The 12,910-nt window shown below is 39.2% G+C and carries 11 protein-coding genes; 7 read left to right on the forward strand and 4 right to left on the reverse strand.

Annotated features, from left to right (window positions below; all coding sequences use genetic code 11):
* The first annotated feature begins 4 nt into the window (after positions 1–4).
* The 7 genes from ACX27_RS14555 (at position 5) to ACX27_RS14585 (ending at position 7,394) form a co-directional block, all read left to right on the forward strand.
* Entirely contained in the window at positions 5–1,384 is a 1,380-nt protein-coding gene (locus ACX27_RS14555; protein ID WP_062293699.1) for a cytochrome P450, read from the forward strand.
* Positions 1,385–1,596: 212 nt separating this feature from the next.
* Positions 1,597–2,478 (forward strand): SDR family NAD(P)-dependent oxidoreductase, encoded by an 882-nt coding sequence (locus ACX27_RS14560; RefSeq protein ID WP_062293702.1) that lies wholly within the window; start codon positions 1,597–1,599, stop codon positions 2,476–2,478.
* Positions 2,471–3,484 carry a sucrase ferredoxin gene (locus tag ACX27_RS14565; RefSeq protein ID WP_062293704.1) on the forward strand — a complete coding sequence of 338 codons (1,014 nt, stop codon included), beginning with the start codon at positions 2,471–2,473 and terminating at the stop codon, positions 3,482–3,484. Before ACX27_RS14560 ends, ACX27_RS14565 begins: the two co-directional genes overlap by 8 nt.
* 155 nt (positions 3,485–3,639) lie before the next feature.
* Positions 3,640–3,867 carry an MbtH family protein gene (locus tag ACX27_RS14570; protein ID WP_062293708.1) on the forward strand — a complete coding sequence of 76 codons (228 nt, stop codon included), beginning with the start codon at positions 3,640–3,642 and terminating at the stop codon, positions 3,865–3,867.
* Positions 3,868–3,882: 15 nt separating this feature from the next.
* Complete coding sequence (locus tag ACX27_RS14575) at positions 3,883–4,770, forward strand: oxidoreductase (protein ID WP_062293710.1); 888 nt, start codon at positions 3,883–3,885, stop codon at positions 4,768–4,770.
* Between the two features lie 248 nt (positions 4,771–5,018).
* Positions 5,019–5,816, forward strand: coding sequence for a thioesterase II family protein (locus tag ACX27_RS14580; RefSeq protein WP_062293713.1), 798 nt, complete (start codon positions 5,019–5,021; stop codon positions 5,814–5,816).
* Between the two features lie 255 nt (positions 5,817–6,071).
* On the forward strand, positions 6,072–7,394 hold the full coding sequence (locus tag ACX27_RS14585) for an MFS transporter (protein WP_062293715.1): 1,323 nt from the start codon (positions 6,072–6,074) through the stop codon (positions 7,392–7,394).
* A 127-nt stretch (positions 7,395–7,521) separates the two neighbouring features.
* Here the strand turns inward: ACX27_RS14585 and ACX27_RS14590 are convergent, their stop codons facing one another.
* The 4 genes from ACX27_RS14590 to ACX27_RS14605 all read right to left on the reverse strand — a co-directional run bounded on the left by ACX27_RS14590 (position 7,522) and on the right by ACX27_RS14605 (position 12,814).
* Positions 7,522–8,274: an alpha/beta fold hydrolase gene (locus ACX27_RS14590; protein ID WP_062293718.1), complete on the reverse strand. Its 753-nt coding sequence runs from the start codon at positions 8,272–8,274 to the stop codon at positions 7,522–7,524.
* Positions 8,275–8,757: 483 nt separating this feature from the next.
* Positions 8,758–10,881 carry an acylase gene (locus ACX27_RS14595; protein WP_062293722.1) on the reverse strand — a complete coding sequence of 708 codons (2,124 nt, stop codon included), beginning with the start codon at positions 10,879–10,881 and terminating at the stop codon, positions 8,758–8,760.
* 238 nt (positions 10,882–11,119) lie between these two features.
* Positions 11,120–12,496, reverse strand: a complete 1,377-nt coding sequence (locus ACX27_RS14600) for an NAD(P)/FAD-dependent oxidoreductase (protein ID WP_062293725.1) — start codon at positions 12,494–12,496, stop codon at positions 11,120–11,122.
* A gap of 78 nt (positions 12,497–12,574) precedes the next feature.
* Positions 12,575–12,814, reverse strand: coding sequence for a hypothetical protein (locus tag ACX27_RS14605; RefSeq protein ID WP_062293728.1), 240 nt, complete (start codon positions 12,812–12,814; stop codon positions 12,575–12,577).
* Between the last annotated feature and the right edge of the window lie 96 nt (positions 12,815–12,910).

Raw genomic sequence — 12,910 nt, forward strand, 5'->3', positions numbered from 1 at the left:
GCTGATGAAACTACCCCCTGGGCCAAAAACTCCTGCTTGGTTGCTGGCTTTGCAATTCGAGGCTGATTTCTTTGGCTATATGGATGCTATTTCTCAACGTTATGGTGACATTGTGACTGTAATGTTTGGTTCAACGCCGACAGTTTATGTGAGTAATCCTTCAGGGATAAAGGAGATTTTTACTCACACAAAGGAAGTTGTCGCCAGAGGAGAATTAAACCAAAACTTCGCCTTCTTAACAGGAGCGCAAGGAGTTTTACAACTAGATGGATCACGTCATAAAAATCGGCGCAAGCTGTTAATGTCGGCTTTTCATGGTGAACGGATGCAAGCCTGCGGGAAACGCATCTGCGAACTAACAGCAAGAGTCATGAATCAACAAACAATTGGTAAACCTTTTCTGGCTTACTCAGTCTTAGAAGAAATTACTTTGGCGGTAGGTATAGAAGTGGTGATGGGATTGTATACCGGAGAAAGTTATGAACGAGTAAAACATTTATTTGCTTCTGTTTTTAAACATCAACTTTCCCCATTGGTACAACTGCTGACAAAACTTCCCTTTTGGGAATGGAATTTAGGGCGGTGGAGTCCCCAAGGAAATTTACTTTATCTGCGACAAGAACTATTTCAAGTGTTGTCGGATGAAGTAAAATCGCGTCGCCAACAAGCCGATTTATCGCGCACAGATATTCTCTCGGATTTGGTATTAGCGAGTGATGAGATGGGTGAACCGATCGCAGATGAAGAAATCCGAGACTTATTAATTTCACCTATCGGCGCGGCGCAAGGTGCTTCAGCCACAGCGATCGCTTGGGCTTTGTACTGGATTCACCGTTTACCTGAAGTGTGCGATCGCCTGCTGGAAGAACTCACTAGCCTTGGCGAAAACCCAGATATCACCAGCATCTTAGCCTTACCTTATCTCAACGCTGTTTGTAACGAAGTTTTACGCATTTACCCGACTCAACTGTTTGCATTTCCCCGCATTGTAGAATCTCCGGTAGAAATTATGGGCTATCAATTGAGTCCAGAAACTATATTAATTGCTAACATTTATTCTACACATCAGCGCGAAGATTTATACCCACAACCAAAACAATTTAAACCAGAAAGATTTCTAGAAAGACAATTTTCTACCTACGAATTTTTACCCTTTGGTGGTGGTTCTCGTGTTTGTATTGGCGGCACATTTGCTTTATTTGAAATGAAATTAGTATTAGCCACAATTTTTGCCAACTATCAATTAAAGCTAGTGAGTAAACAACCAGAAAAGCCAAAATTTGATGGTCTTCTTTGTTATCCTGCTAGTGGCGTAAAGATGGTTGTATCTGCTCAAAATCAACATCAGCGATCGTCGGTTTCTCTTGTTTCTGGTAGGTTTTAGACATTATGAAGAAAATGGAGACAAGGAGGACAAGGTAGACAAGGGAGAAATATATTGGTAAATCATTTAATAAAAATCACCTAATAACTCTCCTAAAATCTTATCTCTTCTTCTTCGCGCACTTTGCGTCCTTGGCGGTTCGTTTTATCATACTTATTATTTATACCGTGTTTTTGATGCCAAAAACCTATCTTATCTTGGAGTAATTAAAGATGAATCAAACTAATAAAGGCGCAGTTGTCATCACAGGAACATCAACAGGTCTTGGTCGAGCAACTGCACTTTTTCTAGACAAAAAAGGATATCAAGTTTTTGCTGGAGTCCGTAGCGAAAAAGATGCTGAGTCACTCAAACAAGCTGCGTCTGGTGATTTAATACCAATTATTCTGGACATCACCAAACCAGAACAAATTAAATCTGCTTTAGACTTTGTTTCATTAGCAGTTGGTGAACAAGGATTATTTGCTTTAATTAATAATGCTGTTGTCGCTGCTAATGGAGCCATTGAGTGTACAACCATCGAAGATATTAGATTAAACTTTGAAGTCAATGTGATTGGTCAAATCGCCGTGACTCAAGCATTTTTACCAATGCTACGCAAAGCTAAGGGCAGAATCATCAATATTAGTGGTGTTTGTGGCAGAGTTGCTGTACCATATTTTGGAATTTTATCAGCAACAAAAGCCGCCTTGGAGTCACTTACAGATTGTTTAAGAATGGAGTTAAAATCTAGCGGTGTTGAAGTTCTTTCGATATTGCCAGCCGATGCCTTAATAACCCCAGAACAAGCGGATAAACAAGCACTAAATTATCAGAAAACCTTGGCTAATATTTCACCAGAGCATCAAGCTTTGTATGGCAAAAACCATAAAATTCATATAGACAATGTTATCAAGAATAATCGGGAAATCGGCTCACCCCTGGAGATTGTAACCGAGGTAATTTTAGAAGCTTTAGAAGCGAAAAAACCTAAAAGACAGTATTTCCCCACTAAATATCCTTGGTCATTAAGACTCTTTGCACTATACAAAAGACTGCTACCATATCAATATTTTCATGATCAAGTCTACTTTAAGAGCTTTAACTATGATTAACAACACAATAGATTGCCGTTTTTGTTCTGTAGTTTCTAAAGCCAATAAAGAAGATCCCATTGGTACAGCCATAACTTGCGACCATTGGATAATTATGGAAGCTCCCCAACCTTGGCCGCAAGAAATTTATCAACAAAATCCCACTATCAAATCATTAATTAGTGCATATCAGGAGTTAGTTTTTAAATATAAAATTCAGTTGAAACCAGTATTAATCGCCCCTGACCGCGAGTATTCTGAACCTGGTTTAACTCGTATACTTTACTACTATCGTCCTGCACATTTGTTTTCTAAATTTGAAAAACAGGAATTTATTGTTCCTGAAAATCAAGCTGCCGCTTTAGTGACAGCAATATTTCAGCAGTTACTTCAAAAACCCAATAATTTATCTGATTTTCAAAAATATCAACAACAAACAAATCATATTCGTGAGTTAATGATTTGTACCCATGCTCAAGTAGACTTAGCTTGTGGAAGATTTGGTAATCCTTTATATCGGCAACTACGCAAAGAATATGCTTCAATTACCAACAGTAATTTAAGAGTATGGCAATCATCTCATTTTGGTGGTCATCAGTTTGCGCCAACACTTATTGATTTACCACAAGGGTCTTTCTGGGGACATTTGGAGCCATCTGTATTAGATTTACTGGTGGAACAAAATGATTCAGTTCTGGGTTTGCGTCAATATTACCGAGGATGGGCAGGATTAAAGCAACTTGAGCAAATTGCCGAGCGCGAAATTTGGATGCAGTCTGGTTGGAATTGGCTGAATTATTTAAAAGCAGGAAAAGTACTAGCAATGGAAAAAGTTGCGGAAGAATGTCAGCCTGACTGGGCAGAAGTTCAAATTGATTTTATAGATCCTCACACGCAAATAAAAGGTAGCTATCAAGCCAGAATAGATACTTGCGGTGAGGTGATGACTGCATGTAACTCAGCAACAGTCATGGAATTAGAACCAGTCAAGCAGTATCGCGTTAGCCACTTGGTTAGGCTGGAGTAAATGAATCACAATCTCAAATTACAAAAGAAATCTAATTTTTCGGCTCTTTAGCTAATAATTGTTTCTAAAGATTTCAAAACTTTGGCAATCTCATAATTCTGAGTATTTCGGAGTTACTGATAATAAAGTTCTGCAAGGATAATGTGAGGTAAATTATGTATCAAAATGAAAAAGAAGACACAACAATCTACAAAGTTGTAGTTAATCATGAAGAACAATATTCTATTTGGCCATTAGAACGGGAAAATCCCCTCGGTTGGCAGGATGTTGGTAAAAGTGGACTGAAACAAGAATGTTTAGATTACATCAAAGAAGTTTGGACTGATATGAGGCCTCTTAGTCTCAGACAAAAAATGCAAGCTACTTCTAGCAACAATTTTTAAAAAAGGAGAATAGCGATGGTAAAACAAACAAGAGTATGGTTTATTACTGGTTGTTCAAGTGGTTTTGGTCGAGCCTTGGCAGAAACAGTACTGGAAAATGGTGAAATAGTGGTGCTAACAGCACGGAATCCACAGAAGCTAGAAGATTTAGCCGCAAGTTTTCCAGAACAGACATTAGCATTGCAACTTGATGTTACAAAACCCGAACAAGTCAGAGAATCTGTCAAAAATGCGATCGCTCACTTTGGCAGAATTGATATACTCGTCAACAACGCTGGGTGTGAAGTTGCCGGCATCCTGGAAGAAGTTAGTGATGAAGCCATCAGACGGCAATTTGAGACCAATTTTTTTGGTGTTATAGATATGCTGCGAGTCGTCATACCTTATATGCGTCAGCAGCGTAGTGGACATATTCTCAATATCTCATCAGCAGCTTGTTTTATGGCTGGTGCAGGCGGGGGAATTTATATCAGCAGCAAGTTAGCTTTAGAAGGAATTTCTGGGTGTTTAGCGAATGAAGTTGCCCACTTGGGAATCAAAGTCACAATGGTTGAACCTGGCGCATTCAGCACAGACTTTTTCAACAAATCTCATGTCTTAGTTGAAACAAAAATCCCCGAATATCAACCAATTATTAAAGACATGAGCCAATGGATAAAAGATGTCAAAGAGCAGAAAACTAAATTAATTGGTGATCCCAAAAAAGCTGCTCTAGCAATGATTAAAGCAGTTGATAGCGATGTCCCACCACTCAGATTAGCTTTGGGAAGCGATGCAGTAGAAACCATTGATGGTGCATTGCAATTTATTAAAGAAGGGTTGGACGCTTGGAAAGAAGTATCCACAAGTACTGATTTTGATGAAGTAATAACAGATAAAATGCCAGTTGCTGCTGTTAATTAAAGGGTTTATAGGCTTTCCTAGTTTGCTAAAGAAGCAAATTTATCTGTTTTCATCGGCGTTAGTCTGCGTCCATCGGCGGTTAATTATTCTTGCTTGTATCTCATTAGGCGTTGCTGATGAAACCGCGTAGGCGAGTTTAGTTTGTATAGCCCCAGACTTCAGTCTAAGGGCTATATGTCTGCTAAATACAAGATGTGAATAAACAACCATCAACCACCCTGCAAAAATTACGATTGAGAATGAGGATTATGACCAATAGACAAATATTCAACTCTTACATTACTTGTCCTAAACCTAATCCTCAAGCTCAATTAAGATTATTTTGCTTTCCTTATGCTGGTGGTAGCTCGTTAATTTTTCGCACATGGTATGCAAGCTTACCTCAAAATGTCGAAGTTTGCCCTATAGAACTTCCGGGAAGAGGAAAGCAAATGAAATTACCTGCATTTACGCAAATGGAAACTTTGGTAAAGGCGATCGCACCTATCTTACTACCATATTTAGACAAACCATTTGCTTTTTTCGGTCATAGTATGGGTGCATTGATAAGTGCAGCACTAGCTTGTCATCTTCGTCAAGAGTATGACAAACAACCATCGCACCTATTTGTTTCTGCTAGTCGCGCTCCCCAAATCCCACTATCAAAACCACCAATCCACGCCCTACCAGAACATGAATTTAAACAAAAGCTGCGTCATTTGAATGGTACACCTGCTTCAGTCTTAGAAAATGACGAATTAATGCAGCTACTAACCCCTATATTACGGGCAGATTTTACACTTTCCGAAACTTATCTTTTTACCCAACAGCCCCAAGAAACACTGCTAGAATGTCCAATTACTGCCTTTGGTGGATTAGAAGACCAAGAAGTGAGTATTCAGGAACTAGAAGCTTGGCGATCGCTTACCAAAAATTCCTTCCAACTAGAAGTATTTCCTGGAGATCACTTTTTTATCCACTCATCCCCATCACTCTTACTCGCAAATATAACCGCATACTTCAAAGCCTCTGATTTAAGTTTACCAATAACAATAAATCGACTTTAAATCATAGTAAGATAAAAAGTCTATCTATAAAAACAGCACTATAAAACTATAGTAATCTGCAATAACTGATCAACATCTCTCTCCCTTGTCCACCTTGTCTCAGTTATTCACATATCAGACTGGTATATCAAAATTTATATCTAGCATAATCTTGATTGATTCACGATGTTAAACACTTATTTATGAGTCCTCAATTTTTACTCAAAAACTCATTTTCTATTTCCCCGCAACTCCATAATTAGAATGTCAAATTTAATGTCAGAACAACCAACTAACACCAGTTTGCGGAACTTTCTCATCATTTGGCTAGGTCAACTAGTTTCTGGGATTGGTAGCCAAATGACCGGCATTGCTTTAGAAATTTGGGCATGGGAAACCACCGGACAAGCAACTACTCTCGCCCTCGTAGGCTTTTTTGGTTTACTTCCTAGCATTATTATTACCCCTATTAGCGGTGTCATTGTAGACCGTTATAACCGGAAATTATTAATGATGTTTGGTGATACTGTTGCTGTTCTCGCAACCATTACCCTGCTATTTTTATATATCAATAATTCCTTACAAATTTGGCATCTTTATGTAGCAGCAGCTTTTGTAGGGACTTTTAGCCAATTTCAATATCTGGCTTACTCTGCATCAGTATCATTAATGATACCTAAACAACACTATACTCGCGCCAGCAGTCTTGAGTTTTTATCTCATCACAGTGCAATTATTATTGCGCCTGCTTTAGCGGGATATTTTTATAAAGTAATTGGTTTATTTGGTATTTGGCTAATTGATATTTCCACTTTTATTGTCGCCATTTCCAGTATTTTGTTTATACCTATTCTCCAACCTAGCCAAACAGCAGAAAAACCAGAAGATTTTTGGCAAAATTTAGGGTATGGTGTGCGTTACCTGACTGCCCACAAAAGTCTCCTATTACTATTAGTCATTAACCTATTATTTTTCTTTGCCCATGACCTAGGAGGTTCACTTTACATACCAATGATTCTTGCACGCACAGGCGATGATACTGTCGTGTTGGGTAACTTAATTACAGCCGCAGGATTTGGGGGTGTGTTGGGAGCATTAATTGTGAATAAGTGGGGAGGTTTCAAAGATAAAATTAGAGGTATTTTACTGGGAATGATGGGTGTTGGTTTAACAAAAATAGTCTTTGGTTTAGGTCGAACTTTGTGGGTATGGATTCCTCCACAATTTCTATGTTCTTTAAGTTTTACAGCCGGTGGTAGCGCCGATAACGCAATCTGGTTATCTAAAGTAGCTCCTAATGTGCAAGGAAGGGTTTTTGCTGCACGCTCTTTGCTTTTACAATTAGCTTCAGCCGTTGCCGTTTTGGTTGCTGGCCCCCTGGCAGATAAAGTGTTTATCCCTGCTTTTACTCAGGAAAGTAGCATAGCGGATATTTTCGGAGGAATATTCGGGGCTGGTACGGCGGGGGGACTGGCGATGCTATACGTGATTTGCGCGGTGTGTATGTTTTTGGTAGGGTTAGCTGGATTTAGTGTGTCATTGCTCCGCAATTTGGAAAAGATTCTACCCGACTATGAAGAAAAAGCTGCTGCTGAATAAGGGTTATAATGGCTCAACATAATGATTAAAAATTGGTTACCTTGTCTTATTTGATATATGGATAAACGAGACAAGGTAGACAAGGCAGATAAGAAAGTGCTGATACCAAATTGAACAGTATTTGTGGTTAATTTTTCAAAGTGCTAGAAAATAGTTGATTTGTAGCTAATATTGGTGAATGATATGGTTGCCAAAATCGCAATATAGCTTCACCAACTGGCTGGGGATAGAAGTAATGAAAAAAATGATATCCTTGGGAATACTCCCAAAAATCATCTTCTGGTTTAAACATTTTTAACCATTTTTCTAATGTAGGGGAATCAACAATCGGATCATTCTGACTTCCACAGATCATCATTGGCATAGAAACACCACCTTTAGGTAAATCAGTTAACTTAAATAGAGAGTGATTTAAAGGTGTTTGATCTAAATCTCGCTTTAATACAGCTATTAATTTTTTTGTAGTAGTATGTGGTTGTTCACCAAATAGATTACGAACAGTAGTTGCTAATATCTGTTCACGACTGATAGGAAATAATTGCCGTTGCAGATAATAGTGGATATGCCAAGTATTTGCAGGTTGAGAGGCGACGGCTAAAAGAACAAGCGATCGCACTTTTTCGGGGTATCGTCGTGCATAAGTCAGAGCGATCGCACCACCCGCACCATGACCTGCTAAATTTATTGGGTAAGCACATTCTGATAAAAACTCATCTAATAAATCTACAGCCTCATCTATAGAATTACCTTCATCTTTGCCAGAATGATATTCCCACTGAGCCACATTTACATATTGCGATATGTATTGTAATAAAGGTTTATCGAACCGCTGTAATACAGGACTAGAACTAATCCAGACAACATCAATATCATCATACATAGAAACTTTCCAACCTCAAAGATTTATGACATTCAATCATCAAGTATGTATATAAATTGTCAAAATCAGAACTTACGCAACAAGATTGACTAGATTTGTGCGTAAGTTCTGTCCTAAATTCTGATACTCAAACTACAAACCAAAATCTCTTTTTAACTGGGATACCCACTCTTTATTTGATGTGAGCTATACAATTGCCAAGCTTATTGAATGTAGATATCAATAAGCTTTGAGCATATATTATCAGATTTATTGAGATATTTTGTCAGTAGAACTAGAAAAATTTTTGTAAAAATGTAAGATGGATAGGACTGATGTGTATGGAGATGGTCTGTGGAGAGTGGGTGTAAGGGTATAAGTATCCAAAACCCTTACACCCCTACTAGTTCACCAACCGAACATTTCGGTGTAGACGTAGCAGGGTGCGGAGGGGACAGAATCTTTCCCCTCCGCACCCTGCGGTCTTGATGATAAGTCTTAATATCAGAAGATTGTACGCGCTTCTAAGTGGGCTGTAATTTCTTTGCGAGTGCGCCAAACAGGGCGTAATTCCTGACGAGCAAATAATGGTAGTTGATCGCCAATATGAGGTGAATTTGGTTGTGTAGCATTACCATAACTAGTGAGAGTCTTTGCTTTCACTGGCTGGGAAAACTCCACAGCTGCAACAAAAGAATCACCATTAACAGCTTGAAAGCGTCCATTATCTGTTGGGGCAAAATAGACTGTGCGGAAGATGCCTTTTCCGCCATCGCCACCATTAGCAGGTAAGTCTAAATTGCCAGACCGCAATCTAAAAACCTCACCCCAAGGGATATCTAGAGTTCCATAGTTCTGTTCTATTTTGGTCGCTGCATCTACTAAGGCTTTGATTGCACTTTCTGAATTAGCCAAACCATCTGGCGTGGTGAGGGGAGATTTTTCATTCCAAGGAGTACTAAATAATGTACTCAAATCGAGATTATCCACCCAAGCGTTAAATAGTACAGCACCTCGGCTGTTGGCGTTCGCCTGACGATCCCATTTTGATAGTACTTCCGCAGCGCGACGTGCTAGTGGATTTTCTTGTTTTTGGGCAGCAGGAATCAAATCATCGAGGATTCTTTCTGCTAGTTCCATTCGCGTCGAATGTTTGTAAGTAATCATTTCCTCAAGGGAAATACTGTCATCCTCTGCTAACATTTTGGCAGAACTTTGGGCTCGGAAATCCATCGGCCATCGTGGTGCCATATAAGGTGGATAATTTTCGGCTTTGATGGCGACGGGAAAAGTTGTAGTCCAAGGCGGGTCATTGGCATTTTGCAACCATCCACTAGGCGGATCTATGACTCTGGGTAAATCTCGATATGGGTGCGTTTTTGTCCAGAGAGTTTTTGAGGTATCACCAGGAATGATGTTTTGCCAGTATGCAAAGTCTCCCTGTTGACGTACAGGAACCAGACCGTTGAATAGGTGCATAATATGACCTTCACGGTCGGCATACATAACAGTAAACATGGGTATTTGCAAGCGTTGTAATGCTTTCTGAAATTGGGTGAAATTTTTGGCACTTGCCATATTCCACCACTGTTCTAAAATGCCTGGACTGTTTTGACCAACGACACGCAACGCGAGGGCTTTTCCTTCTTTGGCACTGACCACAGGGCCGTGAATAGAACTTTTGACTGTGAAAATTTGCTCTTTGAAAGAGTCATCTTTTTGCTTGATTTTTAAGGGAAAGTTTGTTGTTTCAAAAGGGCGAACTTTGTTATCGAAAAGATAACCATCTTGTTGTAATTTTAGTTCGTAAGCATCCCAACCATCATGGGTGTTAACGGTATGAGTCCAACCTAAATTATCGTTGAAGGCGATCGCTAAAACAGGAATACCGACCAATGTTGCCCCATAGGCATCAATTCCAGGGGCAGTAATTTGGGCTTCGTACCATAAAAATAAATCGCCCCAAGGCAGGTGGGGGTTGGCTAATAGCATTGCTTTACCACTGGCTGAACGTTTCGGTGCGATCGCCCAACCATTAGAACCTGGGGCAGGCTGTGTACGATGTATATTAGCTACCTGTCCGGGATCGACGACAAATGTAAACAACATAACTCGCTGTAGATGGGCGAGTACATCTTGTGGCGTGATTGGCAGCACTACTTTGACTTCATTGTCAATTAAATCGGGATACTTTTTAGCATAGTTATTAATGCCGTTGGCAAAAGCCTGGAGATAATTACGAAAAGCCGGACTTTGGGCTGTGTACCAAGCATCGGCACGTTTGGGTACACCCATTGTCAGAACCCATTGATCTGATTCGAGATAATCTTGTCCCCAGTATTCGGCTGCTTTTCCTCGCGCTTGTCCGTAGAGACGCAATAGTAAATTTCCGTGACTTTGCATCTGCGCCCATCCAAAAGCTTGGAAAGCATTTTGAGGATTATTCCCATAAATATGCGGTACGCCGTAAGTATCCCAGAGAATTTCTGTGGTTTTGGTGACAGAACTAATACTTTGACTACTGACTACTAAAGTAAAAACAAGACTGAGTAGAACAGGTAAGAATTTGCGTGATATTTTTTGCCACTGAATCAGGAACAGTGGTTTTTTTTTAACAAAAGAGAACATTAGAGTTTGATTGTGCGTTAATTCGCCAAACTAATTGAGAGTATTTCTCAATTTCTCAATCACTTTAGTACCTTTTGGACAAATGATCAATATCTATTCAAAAATATTCTCAATAAGATTATGCCCTCAGACTGGAAGTCTGGGGCTATACAAACAAAGCCTGCGTAGCCTATGGGCAACAGCAAAGCCGAACACAGGCTAAATGTATGGGTGCAAGAGTTGTGACTCACCTATACCCTTAAATATTTTTGTCTTTTTTACTTTCATCTCCCAACATTCGCAGTAATTTTCGCGCTGCTAAAACACTAACTACCCCAGCACCAACTAATTCCACAGCCTGTACAACTTTTTTACCGATATCATGAGTGTCTAAATGGTGATGAAATATTTCTTCATCTAGCCATTCTGTCGTCGCTTTAAAGTCATGAATTGGGGTTGGTAATAGTGTTAAATAAGTACCTTGACGGATTAAATGTGCGGGTTCACCTGTAACTTCAAAAACATTGAATAAATTTGCAGCAGCGTCATTAATTCCTAACTTTAATAGAGTGCCTCGGATATTCACTCTAGCTGGTTTGGGGTCTTCTCCTAAAGCGAGTGCTTTCAAATTATGAGCAATATTTGCACCTTGTTGATAAGCGACTTGTGCTGTAGGTGGTAGTGAACTATCAACAACTGCTGCACAATCACCACCTGCAAAAACTTCTGGAAAATCGAGCAATTGCATTGTGGGAGTAACTAAGGGACGGTGATGAACATCACGATGTTCTTTGGGGATGGGTAAATCTTGAATTAAGGGATGAAGAGAAGTACCAGCAGTCCAAACTGTAGTATGTGTTTCTAATGTTTTAATTTCATTATTAGTTTTATATTCAAGTGTATGTGGGTGAACAGCAGTAGCTTCTGCCTGTGTAATAATTTCTATAGCTGTGCTACGTTTTTGTAATTCTTTTTCGGCAAATGGACGCAAGGGATCGTTAATATCTCCATCCAAGATTTTGTGACCATGATTGAGCAGAATCACCCGAATTTCTTGAGAATTACCACCTAAAGCTTGATACCAATGTGGGAGAAAGTCAGCTAAAGTTGCGGCCATTTCCACACCAGATGCACCACCACCAACTACAACTACTGTTAATAGTTTGCGGCGTTGTTCTACATCTTTTGTTTGAATTGCTGTTTGTAAACAATCACGTAGATGTTTATCAAGTGCGATCGCATCTGTTTGTGTCCAAAATGGAAAGGCGTTTTCTTTAGCACCTGCAACTTGATGATAGCCAGTTACACTCCCCAAAGCTAATACTAAGTTACTGTAATTGTAAGAGTTACCCGAAACTAATTTGACTTCTCGTTGATGCAAATCTATTGCCTGTACTGTATCTTGAACAAAAATTACACCGCTGCCTTTAAGTAATTCCGAAAAACGCGGTACTACTTGAATAGAATCCATCTCGCCGTCAAAATATTCATACAGCAATGGCTTAAAGCAAAATCGCTCATTGCTATCGATTAAAATTACAGAACGCGGATAATGTTCGTGTGCTAAATTTAAGGCAGTAAATAATCCTGTAAAACCACCACCGATAATAATAGTTTGATAAACTGGGCTATCCATAGAAATTATAATTTTTACAGATTGATTTTATCGAGATACATCGAAGAGTATAAATTTTGACGCTGTACTATTGACCAATCAAATAAATAAAAAGAAAGCAATCAATACTGCACTCAAAGCAATGGCAAACATAATAGCGTATTCCACTCTACGGCTAAAAAATCCCACAGCCGCAACGAGAGCGATCGCTAGTCCCAGAATGCCCACATATTGACTTTTCTGTAAATTCCTAGCTATCAGTGGGTCTTGGTTTGTCCCTGGTGGCGGAGTTTCTTGAATTGCTCTTGGTTGTGGTAATTCTTGTGCTAATAACTTCATAAATTTACACCTAAGATTGTTTAACTTTTGAATTTTAGATTTTGATTAATGTTAAATATATTCCTCAGTAAATATTTAAGGAAAAATCAGACTTTA

The organism is Nostoc piscinale CENA21 (genome assembly GCF_001298445.1).
In the GTDB taxonomy this organism is placed as follows: domain Bacteria; phylum Cyanobacteriota; class Cyanobacteriia; order Cyanobacteriales; family Nostocaceae; genus Nostoc_B; species Nostoc_B piscinale_A.

Bases quoted from the DNA above. Each gene is read 5' to 3' on its own strand.
- ACX27_RS14555 (WP_062293699.1), top strand. From the start codon at position 5: ATGAAACTACCCCCTGGGCCAAAAACTCCTGCTTGGTTGCTGGCTTTG.
- ACX27_RS14560 (WP_062293702.1), top strand. From the start codon at position 1,597: ATGAATCAAACTAATAAAGGCGCAGTTGTCATCACAGGAACATCAACA.
- ACX27_RS14565 (WP_062293704.1), top strand. From the start codon at position 2,471: ATGATTAACAACACAATAGATTGCCGTTTTTGTTCTGTAGTTTCTAAA.
- ACX27_RS14570 (WP_062293708.1), top strand. From the start codon at position 3,640: ATGTATCAAAATGAAAAAGAAGACACAACAATCTACAAAGTTGTAGTT.
- ACX27_RS14575 (WP_062293710.1), top strand. From the start codon at position 3,883: ATGGTAAAACAAACAAGAGTATGGTTTATTACTGGTTGTTCAAGTGGT.
- ACX27_RS14580 (WP_062293713.1), top strand. From the start codon at position 5,019: ATGACCAATAGACAAATATTCAACTCTTACATTACTTGTCCTAAACCT.
- ACX27_RS14585 (WP_062293715.1), top strand. From the start codon at position 6,072: ATGTCAGAACAACCAACTAACACCAGTTTGCGGAACTTTCTCATCATT.
- ACX27_RS14590 (WP_062293718.1), bottom strand. From the start codon at position 8,274: ATGTATGATGATATTGATGTTGTCTGGATTAGTTCTAGTCCTGTATTA.
- ACX27_RS14595 (WP_062293722.1), bottom strand. From the start codon at position 10,881: ATGTTCTCTTTTGTTAAAAAAAAACCACTGTTCCTGATTCAGTGGCAA.
- ACX27_RS14600 (WP_062293725.1), bottom strand. From the start codon at position 12,496: ATGGATAGCCCAGTTTATCAAACTATTATTATCGGTGGTGGTTTTACA.
- ACX27_RS14605 (WP_062293728.1), bottom strand. From the start codon at position 12,814: ATGAAGTTATTAGCACAAGAATTACCACAACCAAGAGCAATTCAAGAA.